Origin of the sequence: Moritella sp. F3, assembly GCF_015082335.1 — a bacterium.
Taxonomy (GTDB): Bacteria; Pseudomonadota; Gammaproteobacteria; order Enterobacterales; family Moritellaceae; genus Moritella.
Genome location: NZ_BLRL01000013.1, coordinates 12962 through 30256, shown reverse-complemented (window position 1 = coordinate 30256; position 17295 = coordinate 12962). Strand labels below are relative to the sequence as shown.

16 protein-coding genes are annotated in these 17295 nt (G+C 40.1%); 6 read left to right on the top strand and 10 right to left on the bottom strand.

Features of this window, described 5'->3' with window-relative positions:
- Positions 1 to 49 precede the first annotated feature (49 nt).
- From JFU56_RS17770 to JFU56_RS17760, 3 genes are all read right to left on the bottom strand, one after another.
- A complete protein-coding gene (locus tag JFU56_RS17770) occupies positions 50 to 511 on the bottom strand; it encodes a DUF2489 domain-containing protein (protein ID WP_198438606.1) in 462 nt (153 codons plus the stop codon).
- Between the two features lie 2 nt (positions 512 to 513).
- Entirely contained in the window at positions 514 to 1170 is a 657-nt protein-coding gene (gene yihI, locus JFU56_RS17765) for a Der GTPase-activating protein YihI (RefSeq protein ID WP_198438605.1), read from the bottom strand.
- A 271-nt stretch (positions 1171 to 1441) separates the two neighbouring features.
- Positions 1442 to 2065: a cytochrome c gene (locus JFU56_RS17760; protein ID WP_198438604.1), complete on the bottom strand. Its 624-nt coding sequence runs from the start codon at positions 2063 to 2065 to the stop codon at positions 1442 to 1444.
- A gap of 139 nt (positions 2066 to 2204) precedes the next feature.
- Here JFU56_RS17760 and yihA point away from each other — a divergent pair, with 139 nt between their 5' ends.
- On the top strand, positions 2205 to 2888 hold the full coding sequence (yihA, locus tag JFU56_RS17755; protein WP_198438603.1) for a ribosome biogenesis GTP-binding protein YihA/YsxC: 684 nt from the start codon (positions 2205 to 2207) through the stop codon (positions 2886 to 2888).
- Between the two features lie 317 nt (positions 2889 to 3205).
- Here yihA and polA read toward each other — a convergent pair whose 3' ends face one another.
- From polA to JFU56_RS17735, 4 genes are all read right to left on the bottom strand, one after another.
- Entirely contained in the window at positions 3206 to 6013 is a 2808-nt protein-coding gene (gene polA, locus JFU56_RS17750; protein ID WP_198438699.1) for a DNA polymerase I, read from the bottom strand.
- A 717-nt stretch (positions 6014 to 6730) separates the two neighbouring features.
- Positions 6731 to 7870 (bottom strand): 1-acyl-sn-glycerol-3-phosphate acyltransferase, encoded by a 1140-nt coding sequence (locus JFU56_RS17745; protein WP_198438602.1) that lies wholly within the window; start codon positions 7868 to 7870, stop codon positions 6731 to 6733.
- Between the two features lie 164 nt (positions 7871 to 8034).
- Positions 8035 to 8712 carry a 7-cyano-7-deazaguanine/7-aminomethyl-7-deazaguanine transporter gene (locus tag JFU56_RS17740; protein WP_198438601.1) on the bottom strand — a complete coding sequence of 226 codons (678 nt, stop codon included), beginning with the start codon at positions 8710 to 8712 and terminating at the stop codon, positions 8035 to 8037.
- Between the two features lie 167 nt (positions 8713 to 8879).
- Positions 8880 to 9410 (bottom strand): class I SAM-dependent methyltransferase, encoded by a 531-nt coding sequence (locus tag JFU56_RS17735; protein WP_198438600.1) that lies wholly within the window; start codon positions 9408 to 9410, stop codon positions 8880 to 8882.
- A 248-nt stretch (positions 9411 to 9658) separates the two neighbouring features.
- Between JFU56_RS17735 and JFU56_RS17730 the strand changes: the two genes are divergently transcribed.
- Together JFU56_RS17730 and JFU56_RS17725 are read left to right on the top strand one after the other, a co-directional pair.
- A complete protein-coding gene (locus JFU56_RS17730; RefSeq protein WP_198438599.1) occupies positions 9659 to 9790 on the top strand; it encodes a DUF3149 domain-containing protein in 132 nt (43 codons plus the stop codon).
- A gap of 124 nt (positions 9791 to 9914) precedes the next feature.
- Positions 9915 to 10280 (top strand): STAS/SEC14 domain-containing protein, encoded by a 366-nt coding sequence (locus tag JFU56_RS17725; protein WP_198438598.1) that lies wholly within the window; start codon positions 9915 to 9917, stop codon positions 10278 to 10280.
- 43 nt (positions 10281 to 10323) lie between these two features.
- On the opposite strand, the gene JFU56_RS17720 is transcribed toward JFU56_RS17725, so the two are convergent.
- Both JFU56_RS17720 and recQ read right to left on the bottom strand, forming a co-directional pair.
- Positions 10324 to 10611 (bottom strand): DUF3630 family protein, encoded by a 288-nt coding sequence (locus tag JFU56_RS17720; RefSeq protein WP_198438597.1) that lies wholly within the window; start codon positions 10609 to 10611, stop codon positions 10324 to 10326.
- Positions 10612 to 10666: 55 nt separating this feature from the next.
- Entirely contained in the window at positions 10667 to 12487 is a 1821-nt protein-coding gene (recQ, locus tag JFU56_RS17715; protein WP_198438596.1) for a DNA helicase RecQ, read from the bottom strand.
- Between the two features lie 233 nt (positions 12488 to 12720).
- Here recQ and JFU56_RS17710 point away from each other — a divergent pair, with 233 nt between their 5' ends.
- The 3 genes from JFU56_RS17710 (at position 12721) to rarD (ending at position 16558) form a co-directional block, all read left to right on the top strand.
- Complete coding sequence (locus JFU56_RS17710) at positions 12721 to 14946, top strand: hypothetical protein (RefSeq protein ID WP_198438595.1); 2226 nt, start codon at positions 12721 to 12723, stop codon at positions 14944 to 14946.
- A 115-nt stretch (positions 14947 to 15061) separates the two neighbouring features.
- On the top strand, positions 15062 to 15556 hold the full coding sequence (locus tag JFU56_RS17705; RefSeq protein WP_198438594.1) for a thioesterase family protein: 495 nt from the start codon (positions 15062 to 15064) through the stop codon (positions 15554 to 15556).
- A gap of 96 nt (positions 15557 to 15652) precedes the next feature.
- Entirely contained in the window at positions 15653 to 16558 is a 906-nt protein-coding gene (rarD, locus tag JFU56_RS17700) for an EamA family transporter RarD (protein ID WP_198438593.1), read from the top strand.
- Between the two features lie 94 nt (positions 16559 to 16652).
- On the opposite strand, the gene JFU56_RS17695 is transcribed toward rarD, so the two are convergent.
- Positions 16653 to 17291 (bottom strand): chromophore lyase CpcT/CpeT, encoded by a 639-nt coding sequence (locus tag JFU56_RS17695; RefSeq protein WP_242066006.1) that lies wholly within the window; start codon positions 17289 to 17291, stop codon positions 16653 to 16655.
- Between the last annotated feature and the right edge of the window lie 4 nt (positions 17292 to 17295).

Below are 17295 nucleotides of genomic sequence, written 5' to 3'. Positions count from 1 at the left end.
CCGAGCAGCTTGTCTTACATCATAATATTAACGATTAGAGCGTTATTAATTAACATTCAAACGTAGTTAAGCGAGCAACATCTTGCTGCACACACTCAGCGTATTCACCTTCAAAACGAAAACGGTTTAAATCTAATTGCATGCGCTCTTTTTTTGATAGCTCACTGCGAGCATCCATAATCGGCATGTGTTTTATTTTTTCATAAAACGCATGTAAGTCAGGATACAGCTTAACCCAATCAACAGGTTCCGCAGCTGGAATTGCGGCGAGTAACTTACAGATACGGATTGTGCCTTCAGACAAGTCACATTCTTCACTCCCCATAGCTTTAGCAATAATCTGTACACTTTCAGTGATACGAACTTTACGTGCAGCAATGGCGTCATTTTGTTGATTTAGCTGCTGCACTTGTTGCGCTTTTACACGATACAGTAAACGTCCCGCATACACTGATAATGCCAGAATGATCAGGCATCCACTGCCGATTAAAATCATCCAACTCGCTTGCATTATTAGCCCTCGTTATCGTTGTTCTTTAATTTTTTTTCTGTTGCTAGGAAACGCTCATACAATTCATCTTCAGATAACTGCTCAGTATTCGTGTTCAGTGATTTAGCATCAAGTTCAGCCATCATCGCTTCATCCCACTCAGCTTCATCGTACTCTTCGTCGAATTCTTCGTCATCAGCATAACCCAGTTCTTCAAGTAAGAATGCGTGACGCTCTACACCTTGATCGACATAATCTTGATCATCATGGTTTAGTACTTCGTTGTTATCTAGACGCAGTAATAGACCATTTAGACGTGCATCACTTTCTAACTTATCAAGCTCTTGCTCGAACGTTAATACAGGTGCAACAGGTTTCACTTCTGCTTTCGGTTGTTTTACTTTTACAATCGCAGGTTGTGCAACTGGCGTTGGCGCCGACACTAATTGAATTGGTGCTTTACTGCCGATACGAGGATCACCTGATTTACGTGGACCGCCAGTACCTTTTTTGCCTTTTTCAGCTTCAGCCGTTTTATTACCTGATGCTAAACCTTTACGTTTTTTTAGTCGTTTTTGCTTGCGCGCTTCTACTGCTTGAGTATTCGTTTCACGTTTACTACGGTCTGATTTAGCAATTGCTAACGGGCCGCCTGAGCGTTCTTTTCTTTTACGTGTCATAGTATTCTCTGTTTTAAATCTGTCTGATAGCAAGGTTAACAATAAGCTTGTTTACAATCTTGTTGATCAGTGGGGTATCGTATTTCGCCTTATTTAAAGATAGTCAATTTACCAATCTTTATTAAGGGCATAAGTAGGCAATTCTTTAAGTGAGCGCAGACTACCAAAAAAGCAAGGAAGAAAAAAGATAATTTAGATAAGATGAAAATAAAAAACTCAGCCGAGGCTGAGTTTTTTACGATATAAAAATGTACCTACTAAACAAAAATGCTTAGTGAAGGCCACCTAGATATTTAGAAATAATTTCCATATCCGCAGGTTTCATTTTATATGCGATATCATGCATCATACCATTTTGGTCATTTGCACGTTCTTTATTACTGAATTTCTCTAGCTGCGCTTTAATGTAATCAGCATGTTGGCCAGATATTTTCGGGAATTTAGCCGTTTCGCTACCATTACCACGTGGGCCATGACATGCAGAACAAGCTGTAATACCACGCTCGATGTCGCCACCACGGTATAATAGTTGACCAGCTGCAACCACTTCTTCAGGCGTTTCTTCAGGCTTCATTGTTTGCTCTGAATAGAATGCAGCAAGATCCTGCATGTTTTCTTCAGTTAACATTGCCGCCATACCCATCATGACAGGATCGTTACGACCCTTTTCACCACCAGTTTGCATAGCAAGCTGAAAATCTTTCAACTGCTTGACAAGGTACGAAGCATTCTGCCCCGCTAGTTTAGGATAGATACTTGCAGGGCTATTGCCATCAGCACCATGACACGCAGTACATGTACCAGAAATAGCTTCACCCGCAGCTGCATCCCCTGCAGCTTGGGCAGTACCCATTAATCCGATTAACATTGCAAAAGATAAGACAAGACTTTTCATAGCATTCCACTTGTTATTTTCAGCTTCCGATCCCATGTCACGGCGTGACATGTTACACTTATTATTATTCTTTTTGACTATTTTACACATTTTCAAAAAAAAGTAATCATTTAACACAATTTCAATGAGAGATATTAAATTGGATAACAAAAAGATACACTTCGAAAACGCTGCCTTTAGGATTAGTGCGCCAGACATTAGTCACCTAACAGATGATTCGGGCATTGAAATTGCTTTCGCTGGGCGATCTAATGCAGGTAAATCAAGTGCATTAAACACTTTGACACGCCAAAAAAGTTTAGCGAGAACAAGTAAAACACCTGGCCGTACGCAACTTATTAACGTATTTGAAATCGAAGACGGCAAACGCCTAATCGATTTACCAGGTTATGGTTTTGCAAAAGTACCTTTTGAAGTAAAGAAAAAATGGCAGAAAGCATTAGGTGAATACCTACAAAAACGCGATTCATTAAAAGGTATCGTGGTATTAATGGATATTCGTCACCCGTTAAAAGAATTAGATAAGCAATTAATTCTTTGGGCGATTGATTCTGAAATTCCAGTAATGGCGTTATTAACCAAAGCGGATAAATTGAAGCAAGGCGTTCGCAGCAAAACGGTTAAAGAAGTAAAAGAAGCCGTGAAAGAATTTGGTGGTGACGTAACTGTTGCACCATTCTCGTCATTAAAACATACCGGTATTGATGTACTTAAAAACAAGCTATGTGAATGGTATGCGCTAGAACCTGCAACAGGTACTCCAAGTGAAGACACCGAAGAGTACGATGACAGTGACTACGAATACATTAACGAAGACGATTAGTCGTTACTGAGTCTTTACTGAATTGTAGGCAAAAAAAACGCCTCGTCAAAAAGTGACGTGGCGATGAATAATAAATTCAATTTGAAACAAAAGGTTTGAAATATAATTTCGAACCTCCATACCCTACCCCGCCAATATACTGCAAACTTATTTCAACCGAAAGTAAAATACGTTATTTAGTTACAATTTTTGTGACAATGCGCACTAATAGCTTTTTTTTATGTATAAAAACAACAAAACCAGTCATGAGACTGGTTTTAGTTTCTATACTATACTCGCGTTATAGAATTAGCGCGTAATCAGTCCCTAATGGGATGTTAATGTGCTTCATCCCAGTTATCACCAACACCTGCTTCAGCAAGTAGTGGGACATCTAACGACATTGCCGCAGCCATCAACTCTTTAATGTTTTCAACATAAGCATCAACATGCTGTTCTTTAATTTCAAAAACCAATTCATCGTGCACTTGCATTAGCATGCGAATAGAGTCCGTTTCCACCGTCTCCATCCAACCCGCAACATTGATCATCGCTTTCTTGATGATGTCTGATGCAGTGCCTTGCATTGGTGCATTAATCGCAGCACGTTCAGCCGCCATTTGACGCATTTTATTACGTGCGTTAATTTCTGGTAGATACAAACGACGTCCAGACAAGGTTTCAACATAACCTTTATCTTTCGCTACTTTTCGCGTGTCATCCATATACGTTAATACACCAGGGTAACGCTCGAAGTAACGCGCCATATATTGCTTAGCTTCTTTTTGCGGTACGTTTAACTGACGACCTAAACCAAATGCACTCATGCCATAAATAAGTCCGAAGTTAATCGCTTTCGCACTACGACGTTGATCTGTCGTGACATCGGCTAAATCAACAGAAAATACTTCAGCAGCGGTTGCACTGTGAATATCTTTACCTTCAGAAAACGCGGTTAATAAACCTTTATCTTGTGATAAATGCGCCATAATACGTAATTCAATTTGGCTGTAATCCACTGCAACATATTTATAACCTGTTTCAGGAATAAACGCCTGACGGATACGTCGACCTTCACCCGCTCGTACAGGAATATTCTGTAGATTTGGATCGCTTGATGATAAACGACCCGTAGCGGTAACGGCTTGATGATAAGAAGTATGTACGCGACCAGTTTTTTCTTCGATCAAGGTTGGTAGCTTATCCGTATACGTTGATTTCAGTTTACTTAAACTACGGTATTCTAAAATCAGCTTCGGCAATGGATAATTAAGCGCTAATTCTTGTAACACTTCTTCTGCTGTTGATGGCGCACCTTTTGGTGTTTTCTTAATAACAGGCAATTCCATTTTCACAAACAGAATTTCTTGCAATTGTTTTGGGGAACTCAGGTTAAAAGGTTGCTCTGCAATTTCGTGCGCTTTTGCTTCTAGCTCTAGCATGCGCTCACCAAGCTCTACACTTTGTGCATCCAGTTTTGATTTTTCAATCAATACACCTTGGCGCTCAACACCAGACAAGATACTAACAAGCGGTAATTCAACCTCGTTAAATAAAGTCACTAACGAAGGTTCAGCTTCGATCTTAGGCCACAATACATTGTGTAAGCGTAAGGTAACATCTGCATCTTCAGCGGCGTAAGGTGATGCTTGTTCTAAATCGATTTGGTTAAAGGTTAATTGTTTTTTACCTTTACCGGCGATCTCTTCAAAGCTAATGGTTGTATGGCCAAGATATTTATATGCCAAACTGTCCATATCATGACGCGTCGCGACACTGTTATACACATACGACTCAATCATAGTGTCATAAGCAATACCGGCTAACTTAATGCCGTAGTTCGCTAATACAGATGCATCATACTTTAGATTTTGACCCACTTTCTTCGCGTTATCGTCTTCTAGTAATGCTTTTAATGACGCTAATACATGATCACGATCTAATTGTTCAGGCGCGTCAATATAATCATGCGCCACTGGTAAATAAGCAGCTTCACCTTCAGCAACCGCAAATGATAAGCCCACTAACTCAGCCTGCATGTAGTTAAGGCTCGTGGTTTCAGTATCCAATGCAAACAGATCTGATTGCTTTAATTTTTCTAACCAGCGATCAAAATCAGCTTGGGTTAAAATTGTTTCATAGTTACTGCGATCAATCGTCGATGGCACAACAACGTTAGCACCGTCCTCAGTACTACCATTAGCAGAATCACTTGAGCTCGCTTTTGCCGCTTTACCTGCGTGTACATGTTTCGTTGCATCAGCGCCGCCGACCAGTGCCGCTAACCAACGCTTAAAGCCCATCTTCTGGTATAGCGCAGCAAGATCATCAACGTTAGTAGGAGTAATAGCGAGATCATCGAGTGTCACGCCTGTTTCGACATCAAGCTTGATCGTCGCTAATGCATAAGACATTTCAGCATTGTCTTTATGCTCGATCATTTTCTTCGCAAGGGTTTTAGATCCACGGAAGCCTAATGGCGCAATAGCATCTAAGTTATTGTAAATATCTTTAATACTACCCAATCCCTGCAATAGACCTAATGCGGTTTTTTCACCGACACCGGGAACACCAGGAATATTATCGGCAGCATCACCCATCAACGCTAACAGATCAATAATCAATTCAGGTGGTACACCAAATTTATCTTTAACGCCTTGCGGATCTAATACAACATCGGTCATGGTGTTGATCAGTGTGACATTCTCGTCAACTAACTGCGCCATATCTTTATCGCCAGTACTGATCAATACAGCACGACCTTCCGCACTTGCTTGCAGTGCGATCGTACCGATCACATCATCTGCCTCAACACCTGAAATACAGATCAGCGGTAAACCCAATGCTTTAACAGCGTTATGCACAGGTTCGATCTGACAACGTAGATCATCCGGCATTGGTGGACGATGGGCTTTATAATCTGGATACATTTCATTTCGGAATGTAGGACCTTTAGCATCGAAGATCACGGCGATATGACTTGGGTCAAATTGCGTTAATAAGCTTTTTAACATGTTAACGACACCATACACAGCGCCCGTAGCCATACCTTCAGCATTGGTTAAATGCGGTGGTGAATGATAAGCACGAAACAAGTACGAAGAGCCATCGACAAGCACAAGGGGATTGCTAGGGATCGTAGACATAAAAATAAACTCAATGAAATAAGTGATGAATAGACTAAGCATGCCACAAGCCGTGAATTCGCGCTATGTTGATGATAAAAATATATCTCGCGATCAGATCTTAACCACTTGATCGAAGATCTAGATCTAGATCTAACTGTGGATAACTCTGTTAATAATGACGATCAAAAAAATAGCCAATCTGTTAAGATCTTGATGATAACACTTAAAACAAGCTTAATAACAAGGGCTTACATTTTCTTGTTATTAGATCTTAAATTATCTAGCGCTTTTAGAATATGTGGAAAAGAATCTTAGACCGAAGGAATTTGTGCGCAAAAAGAAATCATGATGATTAAAAAGAATACACCACATAAGTATTTCAATGTTTGATTTATGTTAATAAAGAATGGTTTATTGCAGAAAATAAAAAGCCGGTATTGATCAAACTTCTCTATAATCGAGGGATAAGAAGTTTGATCTACCGGCCCGAAAAAAATTCGGTTTACCCTGCAAGGAGTAATGGATTAAAATTAACCCGGAAGCAATGTGAGCAATGTCTTGTCCTACTGAAATAAATACTGACTTCCTGAAGAACAAGTTAATGATAATCAATCTCATTTGTATTTGCAAGTTTTATTAACAAAGAAAACGTATTTATTTAATTTTTGAATTGCAGATAGCAAAAAGCCCAGCGTACTGGGCTTTAAATATATCTGAATACGAGCGATTACTCAGCTAGGCCAACTGTTTCTCGGCTGATTTAGCATAACCAGCTAACACAGTGGCATGTAACGCTGTCGGTATGCTTTGCAAATGCGCAGTAAACTTAGCACGTTGCCCCGCCGTTACGCTGCTTGCAGCTTGTTTATATTCATCAGTACCATGTAACTGCTCCGCGGCTAATAAATTAGTGCCATGCAGATGGTAATTATCATCGATAACTTGATCAATACGCAGCGCTAATTCATTCGCATCGGCAATATCATCAATAATCACGTCACCAAAAGTAACATTCACATGACCTTTAAAGCCGACAATACCTTGGACAATACTATCAATATCTTCAAACTCAGCTTTATTGTATTCACCAGCTGTCGCTAACTGACAAATCTCATTGGCTTTCGCAGCATCGTTTGGATCGTATTCATAAGAAATAGTCACCGGTACAATATTTAATGATTTCATGTACTCTGGAAAGCTAATTTTCTGGCCTTTACCATTCATATACATCATTTTTAAAATCGCAGGGTCAGTCTGATCATTGCCATCTTTAGCACGACCTTCTTTCTGTGCAATCCAAATCGATTGCTGTTCTTCTTTTATTGAATGAGAAATATAACCCGATAATGATTTAAATGCTGCCATCATTTCACGCACGCCTTTCGCCGAACGTTTTACAATAAAGCTTTTATTTAAGCGCATCAGATCGGATACAAATGGCTTTTTCAATAAATTATCACCAATGGCAATACGTACCGTATCCAAGCCATTATGATGTAATGCCCAGTTTACAAAGGCGGGATCCATCGCGATATCACGGTGATTAGAAATAAATAAATAATTTTTATTCTTGTCTAACTTATTGGTACCGTTAAAAGTAACTTGCGTAGTCGTGGTCGCAATCATTTTTTCCATGTACGCAATGACCTCGTGCTGAATTTTGCTCACACTCGTAATATTGCCACATTTACGGCGTAGCGCCATGCGGATCATTGGGAATATCACCCAACTAAAATGCTTGATCAAGCGCGGAAATTGAAAGTGCGCTATCGCAGTAATAAATTCTTTATCGTTAACCAAGCGTTCAACAACACTTGCTATTTCGTCATCATTAAAAGGACGAATATCATCGTATAAACCGACGTCAGTTGCCATTCGGCACCTCAATTGCGTGTAAATTAAAAGCGTAAAATCAGGGACGCGGCGATTATACCTTAACTACCAATACATTTACTGTAATAAAACAAAAAAGGCGCTAAACTTTTCACAACTCGGTGAATCAGTTTAGCGCCTTTCGCCCTCGTGCTAGCTAAGTTGTATTAACTCACTTTTGCACTTGTGAGGTTGTTGTTACTATTACCTTGGAAAGTAATAACACTCGCCAATTTAGTTAATAGCACACCATACAATGGTAAAAATATCGCCAAACTAATCAATAATTTGAACCCGTAATCAACCGTCGCAATTTCAATCCAGTTAGCTGCCATAAAGGCATCTGAACTTTGGTAAAATGCCACAAAGAAAAATATCATTGTATCGATTAAGTTACCAAATACCGTTGATGATATCGGAGCTACCCACCATGTTTTTAATTTTCTTAAACGATTAAAAACAACAATATCAAGCGCCTGGCCAAATAAATAAGCTAAAAAGCTCGCCAGCGCAATACGGCCAACAAAACTATTAAACTCGCTTAAACCTGCGAACCCTTGATAACTACCTTCAAAGAACACCACAGATAACGCATACGAGATCGCTAATGCCGGTAACATCACTTGCGCAATAATGCGTTTCGCCATGCCAGCACCAAAGACACGAATAGTCAGATCGGTTGCTAAAAAGATAAACGGAAATGTAAATGCTCCCCACGTCGTGTGGAAACCAAATATATTGATTGGAAGTTGGACTAAATAGTTGCTCGCTGTGATCACTAAAATATGAAAACAAGAGAGACAGATCAACGCTTGACGCGTCTGCATTGCAGTTAATTCACGCATAATAAACCTTTTTAGTTAAATTCATGGGGTGAGGGAACCCATGCAAATTGTATCCGCCCTTTTCAAGTGAAAGGAGGCGGACGGGCATTATACAAAAGCTGACCTTGAATTCAATGTAATTATATTTCAGCCATAAAAAATGCACTCAAGTTGAGTGCATTGTGTGACTAGCTAGGGATTTTTTCGTAAACGTAAACGGTCGCGGGCGGAATGTTAAGCCATATTTTTTTGACCTGTTTAACCTTGAAGTTATTTTCATGTAAAGCAACATGACCAAATGGACATCGATTTAAATAAGTATATTGAATGAATACCCCATCATCATCTAATGTTTTATTTATTATATTCAGTGCTTTATTTCTATTTTCGCCAGAGAAATTGACAAAGGGGATACTGGATAAGATAGTGTTTACTTTTTTATTTCTGTGCGTTGCTGTCATTGTAAAAAGATCTGACAAGCAGATAGTTTTATCTATATTCTTAAGAGAGTGATGATATTCCTCATTATTTTCATATGCATATATGGTACTTACAGACCTCATAGATGCCAACTTTCTCGTTATCACTCCCGAGCCAGAGCCTAATTCAATTACCGATCCTTTTTTCGATATATGCGAAACCATTTCATCCACTAAAAACCGACTACTGGATATTACAGAACCAGTATTAGAAGGATTTTTTAAAAATTCAATAATCATGTTTAAGCTTCTATAGGAATACATGGCATTAGTATCTAATTAATAATATGAATGGCACCTGAATAAGAATGTAAAAGCGAGTCGTCATCACAGTTTAAAAATAACATACTAGTAACAAAACCATTAACTGATCTGGATCAGTTAATCCAATTGTAATATCAGTAACATTACCTATAAATAAGTAATCATTACTGAAATATACAATTTTAACGATCTACTGATATCACCGAAGTGAGAGGAGTTACACAATGGACATTTGGACTAAACTTTTAAGCGATCTTTTTTCTGATACTGTTGGCATTGCTTCATTTAGCGTGATTGCACTGACCTGTATTATTGTCAGCGTATTAATCAGTATGTTTATTGTGAAGAGCCGATAAGACAGAGCTTAATCGCGATACACGAATAATTATCAGCAAATAGCGACTATAATTAATGCATCATCATGAATGTTAGCCGCTTTGCGCCGCCTAATTAAGGACATTCAACCACTCGGAGATGTCCATGATAACCATCATAAATCTAGCTGAAGCTAATCTGTTCATTAACCTATCGCAGACCATCACCCACAGAGATTACGAAACCGTATTAGAACCGGTGATCACAGATATACTAAAGCAACACCCGCAGGTGAATGTTTGCGTTGTCTTTGCCAATGATTTTACTGGATTCGAGCTACATGCCTTAGTCGATGATGCAATGATGGGGATAAAATACTGGCAGTATTGGCATAAAATAGCATTTATTGCTGAGCCGAAATGGTTGCACAAGATGGTAACAACGCTTGAAGCGATCAACCCGATCGCCGTCGAAAGTTTTTCAACGACGCTACAGGCCGAGTTATGGTTTAACGAAGAAGAAATTTTTTAATATTTAATAGTCGAATAACATGAACTGGCTGTTAGCTTTATTGCTATTTCAATTTTTCCGCAATTTCAACAAGAATGCCCTGTTCTTCTTCACGGGCAACCGCCAACCAGGCACTACCAGTGTAATCTTCAAATTCAAATAATAAATTAATGTCCTGGTATTCTAATACCCAGGCGTGGCGATCTGCACCCCAGTTTTTATCACATACACGTGCAGCGATTAACTCAACCAATGTCGGCGCGAGAGTGGTAAAGTTTTCAAAATTCAATTCAGCATGTTCCAACATCAAAATGTTATCTGTTGCTTGTTGTGTTGCGAGAGTCCAGCTCATGTTTTTATTATTCCCTGCTATTCATAAAATACGATTTATTATACTCAATATAAAACTAGTCGTAAGCGGCTATTTTAGTCAAAAACTGACGCCCAAAACGTTCTAATTTAACGTGACCAACACCATTAATATCGAGCATTTCCGCTTCATTTTGCGGTTTTATCTCTGCCATTTCAGCCAGTGAAGCATCATTAAACACCACATACGGCGGAATGTTTTCACTGTCAGCAATGTCTTTACGTAATTTGCGCAACGCTGCAAACAATTTACGATCATAATTAAAGTTAGCAATACGGCTACTGCGTTTTGGTGCTTTATCAACATTGGTAATAGGCTGTAAGCGTGGCTCGGCTAATTCGAGTTCCTGCTCACCACGTAATACTGGGCGTGCAGCTTCAGTTAACTGTAATACCGAGCTGCGAGTAATATTTTGCAATAACAAACCACTGTGAATTAATTGGCGTAACACGCTTAACCAATGCTCTTGTGATTTAGCCTTACCAATGCCAAACGTCGATAATTTATCGTGACCACGTTCTTTCACCCGTTGATTCTGAGAACCTCTTAATACGTCAACAACATAGGCCATACCAAAGGCTTGGCCAACACGATACACACACGACAATGCCATTTTTGCATCTTCGGCACCGTCATAACGCTTCGGAGGATCGAGACAAATATCGCAGTTACCACAGGGCTTATCATTAAACTCACCAAAATAATTCAGTAATACCTGACGACGACAAGTTTGCGCTTCAGCAAACGCCACCATGGTATTAAGCTTGTGCATTTCCACACGCTGCTGCTGTTCATTTTCAGTTTGCTCAACCATATAACGCACGCGCATTATATCGGCGGGATCAAACATTAATAACGCTTCAGCAGGCAAGCCATCACGACCAGCACGGCCAGTTTCTTGATAGTAGGATTCAATGTTTTTTGGCAGATCATAATGCACCACAAAGCGCACATTGGGTTTATTGATGCCCATACCAAAAGCGACTGTCGCCACGACGATATCTAGCTCATCGCGGATAAAGGTTTCTTGTGTCTCTTGGCGTTCTTGTTGTGATAACCCCGCATGATAAGGTTTAGCGTCAAAACCGGCACGGCTTAAGCCTTCTGCAACTTCTTCAACACGTTTACGGCTGGTGCAATAAACAATACCACTGACACCATCTTGCTGTTTTACATAACGCTTAAGTTGATCTAGTGCTTTAAATTTTTCTACCAGTGAGTAACGAATATTAGGTCGATCAAAACTCGACATACTCACTTTCGGTTCATGCATTTGCAATTGGTTAAGAATATCTAAGCGTGTTGCGTCATCCGCGGTTGCCGTTAATGCCATCATAGGTACATTCGGGAAAAACTGCTTCAGCTTACCTAATTCATTGTATTCAGGTCTAAAATCATGACCCCAAGAGGAAATACAATGAGCTTCATCAATGGCAAATAAACTGATTGGAAATTGCTGCAGGTATTGTAAAAAATCGCCCACCATCAAACGTTCTGGTGACAAATATAAAACTTGTAAGCGATTATTCTGTAAATCATTATAAATTTGCGCTGACTCTTGTCTCGCCAGCGTCGAATTCATATACGCAGCCGCCACACCGCTTGCGCGTAAGGCATCGACCTGATCTTTCATTAAGGAAATAAGTGGGCTTAGCACGATGGTTAAACCACCACGCACCAATGCTGGCACTTGATAACACAATGATTTACCGCCACCCGTAGGCATAATAACAAGACTATCGAGACCAGCCACTGCATGTGCAATCACCTCTTCCTGACCCATGCGGAATTGTTGATAACCAAAAACACTTTCAAGCACATGTTGCGCTGATGGCAGGGTAGAAACGGTTGCAGTCATGGTGGTTCGATCTCAATATAAATAATGGGGTGTACGCAGTTCTGCGAATCCACGATTTTAGCAGTATATACCTGCGATAAACAAACACTAGTCGAACAAACACCAGTGAAAAATAAGCATATCGACATGAACAAAATAATTCGTGCAAAAAATTGGCCTAAACGATGTCTAAAAACTCGCCTAAACTATGTAGTGAATACGCAGTAACTCGCTAATCGAAAAGGACATTCACTTTGAATATATTAAAACAGGTCATTTTAATTATTTGTTTTACGACTATCTCACAGACGGCGAGCAGCCAAATTTATCCATCAGCAGGCACAGCTTGGGTAATAACAGGTAATCAGCAAAGTGCAACGGCTAAAAATTGGCAACAACAATTCAACACACCTGAAAAAGTTTCTCGCTGGGAAGAGAACCATGCAGATATCAGTATTGGCGGCCACTTCCAACATGCCACAAAAAAAATCACCAAAATAAGCTATATGTATAACCAAAAACTAGAGTGGAAAATGGGGGTTAAAGAACAGTATTTACGTCACCAACTTGCCCAATCTCAGCAAGACTATGAATCCCTGTTTTTACACTTTCAAAATGACACCACAATGCCATTACCCAAAAATACTAACGGCCACCTAACGCCCCTCTATGGTGTACCTGAAGTCGTCGCTATTAAAAATACTGACTCAGGTGTTGCACCAATTAAATTACTGACAATGCCACTGCAACAAGCGGTAACCTTGGTCAACCAACAAACGCTATATCTACTCTCATCAGAAAAGCTCGATGGCTTAACTCTACAATTTAACCATCAAGACAAAAACCAAAAACTCAGCGATTCTAGCGTTAATATCGCCTATGCGACGAAGGCGATAAATAGTGCTGACGATCGCATTATTATCAGTAACATAGCGTCTAATATAAACGCCTCAGGCTCTAATCCAAAAAATGAAGATGCCAATTGGCAACCATTAGCTAAAAGCCCATTAAGTAATATAACCTATGTGTCTTGGTTCCCCCCAAAAAGCTGGCCAAGAGTGGCATTTTCCCCAGTATTAAATCAACAAACATCTGTTGCACACGCGCGTTTTTTTGTCATCAAAATAACCATCAATACACCATCAGCAGGACTACAGCTCGCAGGCATAAACTTACCGTCTTGGTATAGCATTATTCAAAATGGAGATGAACAACAGGTAACCATCTCAGGTTGGGATCCTGTGAATGATATCAATAAAGATAATTATATTGATGATCGGGAATACGCAATGCGCAACAATAATCAAGCCAGTGCACGCTTCCCCTATCAAGCTCGTCTCGTCCCCCTCGGTCGTATGTGGAGTCCGCAATCTTCATTCTGTTATACCAACTTATTTACCGTCGACAATCGTAAATTATTGGCAGAATATCTCGATCAACATTGGCAAGCACAAGGCTTTGTCGGTGCTTATAATGATGATTTATATCGGATCCCTGGCAAAGTACAATTCCCGAGTAGCAATGAAGGCAAGGTACTAGAACTACAATTGCCGATTAAACAAGTCAGCCCACACTATTGGCAACAGCTCAGCGCATTTACCCAACAATTACAGCAAACAGGCTCTGAACGTTGGATCGGTGCGAATATTTCAAACCTGAACTTATTTACTCAGCCAGATTTATTACCCGTGAATAACGGTTTTAACTTCTTTGTCCGTGAAGACTATATTCATCCCAGCATGGGGCTAGCCAACAAGGACGGCCTACTTCAGCGCTGGGAGCATTTTGTTCTGGCTGCACAAGGGAAGCGCAGCATACTAATGGCTAATACCCGTAAAGGCGGGAAAGTGAGTTGGCAAGGCCATACGGCTTCCAATTGGTCACATGATAAAAGCACCAATCTGGCGATCTTTTATCTACTAAATAATCCCACCCTCGATTTTTACCAGCAATGGAATAATAGCTTTCACTATTCTAGTGCCAATACCGAGAGTGGTAATTTCTATCAAGCAGGTATTCCTAAAAATGCAGCTTACCAACCAACCAGTATGTTACGCCATGATATTGGGAAGCCTATGACTGCACCCGCTCATTATCCCGAAGTCAGTTATGTCGATGCAGATAATCATATCATCGCAACCAGTCGTGATAACCAACTCAACGTGAATAATCAACGGCTATCGATGACGCCAAGCCATTGGTTCTATCTTTACAGCAAAACCTCGCTTACCCTGCCATGGCAAAATGCAGCACCGCAAGAAGCGGTGATTGCCCGACGCTACCAACATGGTTTAATCCTCTACTACACAGATCGAGATGGCAAAAATAAAACATTCAGTCAGCAAGCGACAGCAACCGTTGAATTACCCGGTCAATACCGCAGATTGAATGCCGATGGCAGCCTAGGTAAGCTTACCGACACCATGACTCTCACGGGTTATCAAGGTGTTATTTTGATCCCAGAGCAGCCCGCGACATAAAATAAAAGTAAACGAATAGATAATTTCAGGTGTATTCTTAACAAAACTGAGTTACCTTAACGTAACTCAGTAAATTAATGACAAATTAAATAATCACCCAGCTTAAGCAGGATGCATGCAAATGATGACCGAGCAAGATGTAGTAGACCAAGAACTCACTGAACAGCAGATGCTTGATTTCATCAGTGATATGTTCATGAACCAAATGCCATTTAATGATTTACTTGGTATGCGGATCACCAGTTACACCACTGACAGTATCGAATTACGTATCAACATGGATGATAAACTAATTGGTAACCCGATTCGTAAAATACTCCACGGTGGCGTGACAGCAAGTCTCCTTGATGTCGCTGGCGGCATGCTGGTCGCAGCGGCAGCGATTCCACAAATGGCCACCAAAAGTGCCGCTAACTTCCATAACAATCTTAAATCACTGGGTACTATCGACTTACGCGTCGACTACTTACGCCCAGGCTGGGGCGATGAATTTACTGCAACGGCGCAGATAATCCGTTCCGGTAACAAAGTCGCTGTCACGCGGATGGAATTGCACAATCAAGAAGGCGTACACATAGCTTTTGGTACCGGCACCTATTTAGTTGGCTAGCAAATCATAAACATTATTAATATCACTATCCCTGATTATCCATCATTGTTATGCTAGCCGACCTATTTATTCCTATAAAAATCGCTGGCATAACCAATGACAACCAACAATGATACTAAGCACGGGATAATATTCGCCGTTCTCGCGTATGTAATGTGGGGCATGGCTCCACTCTATTTTAAACAGTTACAACAAGTTCCAGCTTATGAAATTTTAGCCCATCGCGCGCTTTGGTCTTGTATATTTATTGCTGTATTACTTAGCCTATTTAAATTATGGCCGATGGTAAAATCGGTATTATCCGTACCTAAGAATGTGTTATTGCTGCTTTGTACTTCCTTACTGATCAGTATTAACTGGTTAACTTATATTTGGGCGGTTAATAACGGTCATTTACTCGATGCTAGTTTAGGCTATTTTATTAACCCAATTATTAACGTGTTTCTAGGTATGATATTTTTATCTGAGAGGTTACGTAAACTACAGTGGGCGGCAATTTTACTGGCGGTAGTCGGCATTTTAATTCAGATTATTGCGCTAGGCTATCTGCCTTGGGTTGCCCTAGTATTAAGCTGTAGTTTTGGGTTTTATGGGTTACTGCGTAAGAAATTAAAGCTCAATGCGCTGGTTGGACTACTGATTGAAACAATCATCATGTTACCTATCGCGGCAACTTACTTGTTTGTCTTTGCAGATTCTGCGACATCAGATCTCAGTGCTAACAGCATGCACCTTAATTTGTTGTTACTCAGTGCCGCTTTTGTCACGACTATACCGCTATTATGCTTTAACCATGCAGCTGTACGTTTACCGCTATCGACACTCGGGTTCTTCCAATACATTGGACCGACATTGATCTTTATTCTGGGTGTGACGCTATATGATGAAGTGGTCAATGCAGAAACACTGATGACGTTTGGTTTTATTTGGGCTGCGCTAGTGGTCTTTAGCCTTGATGGTTTTAAAAATAACCGTCATCAACGGGCTAAATTAAAGCCTTAATAACGCGTCAAAATACGTATTAAAATATCGATTTAACCATCAATATCAACATCGCACCCAAGATCTATTATTGTAGGTATGGGTGTTGATGTTATTAGTTATCCTCAGGCGAGACATAATCTTCTAGCTTTAAAAATGTGACAGGCTCTTCGAGTCGACCAGGTAATAGATTGCCAAACTTGTCATAACCGCCATCTAAAAATGAAATATTCACTTCTGATACCGCGAAAAACGTTGTTAACAATGCAGTGCCTTTACTTGATAGACAAGAATTGGCATCCGTTTCTCCGACAAAAGTACTCGTCACTTTTAACTCAATAAGTAATTCACAGTTATTACTGATACTAAGCTGAGACTGAGTTAAGCTAGCTAATACTTGCGGAACATAATACGCGCCAGCAAAATCAGATGCACGTGGGATCGTGTAGCTGTATAAACGAATCAAACCGTTAGGGGTAGCGACCAATTGCAAAATGCGTTGACGGAATGGCTTGTTTGGCGAGTCAATAATACGACTTTCAATATACAGCCATTCACCATCAATACGATCTTGCCAAATAGGTAATACTTGCAGGCCTATGTTAACTTTTCGTCCCTGAATAACATCGTTAGTGGATTGATGAACACCCCCTAACCACTGTCTTAATAACGCAGTATTTTCTGATTTGAATACAGCAGAATAAGCTAATGAGCTGAACAGGCACATAAGCGCGACGATAGATCGTAATATCAAAATA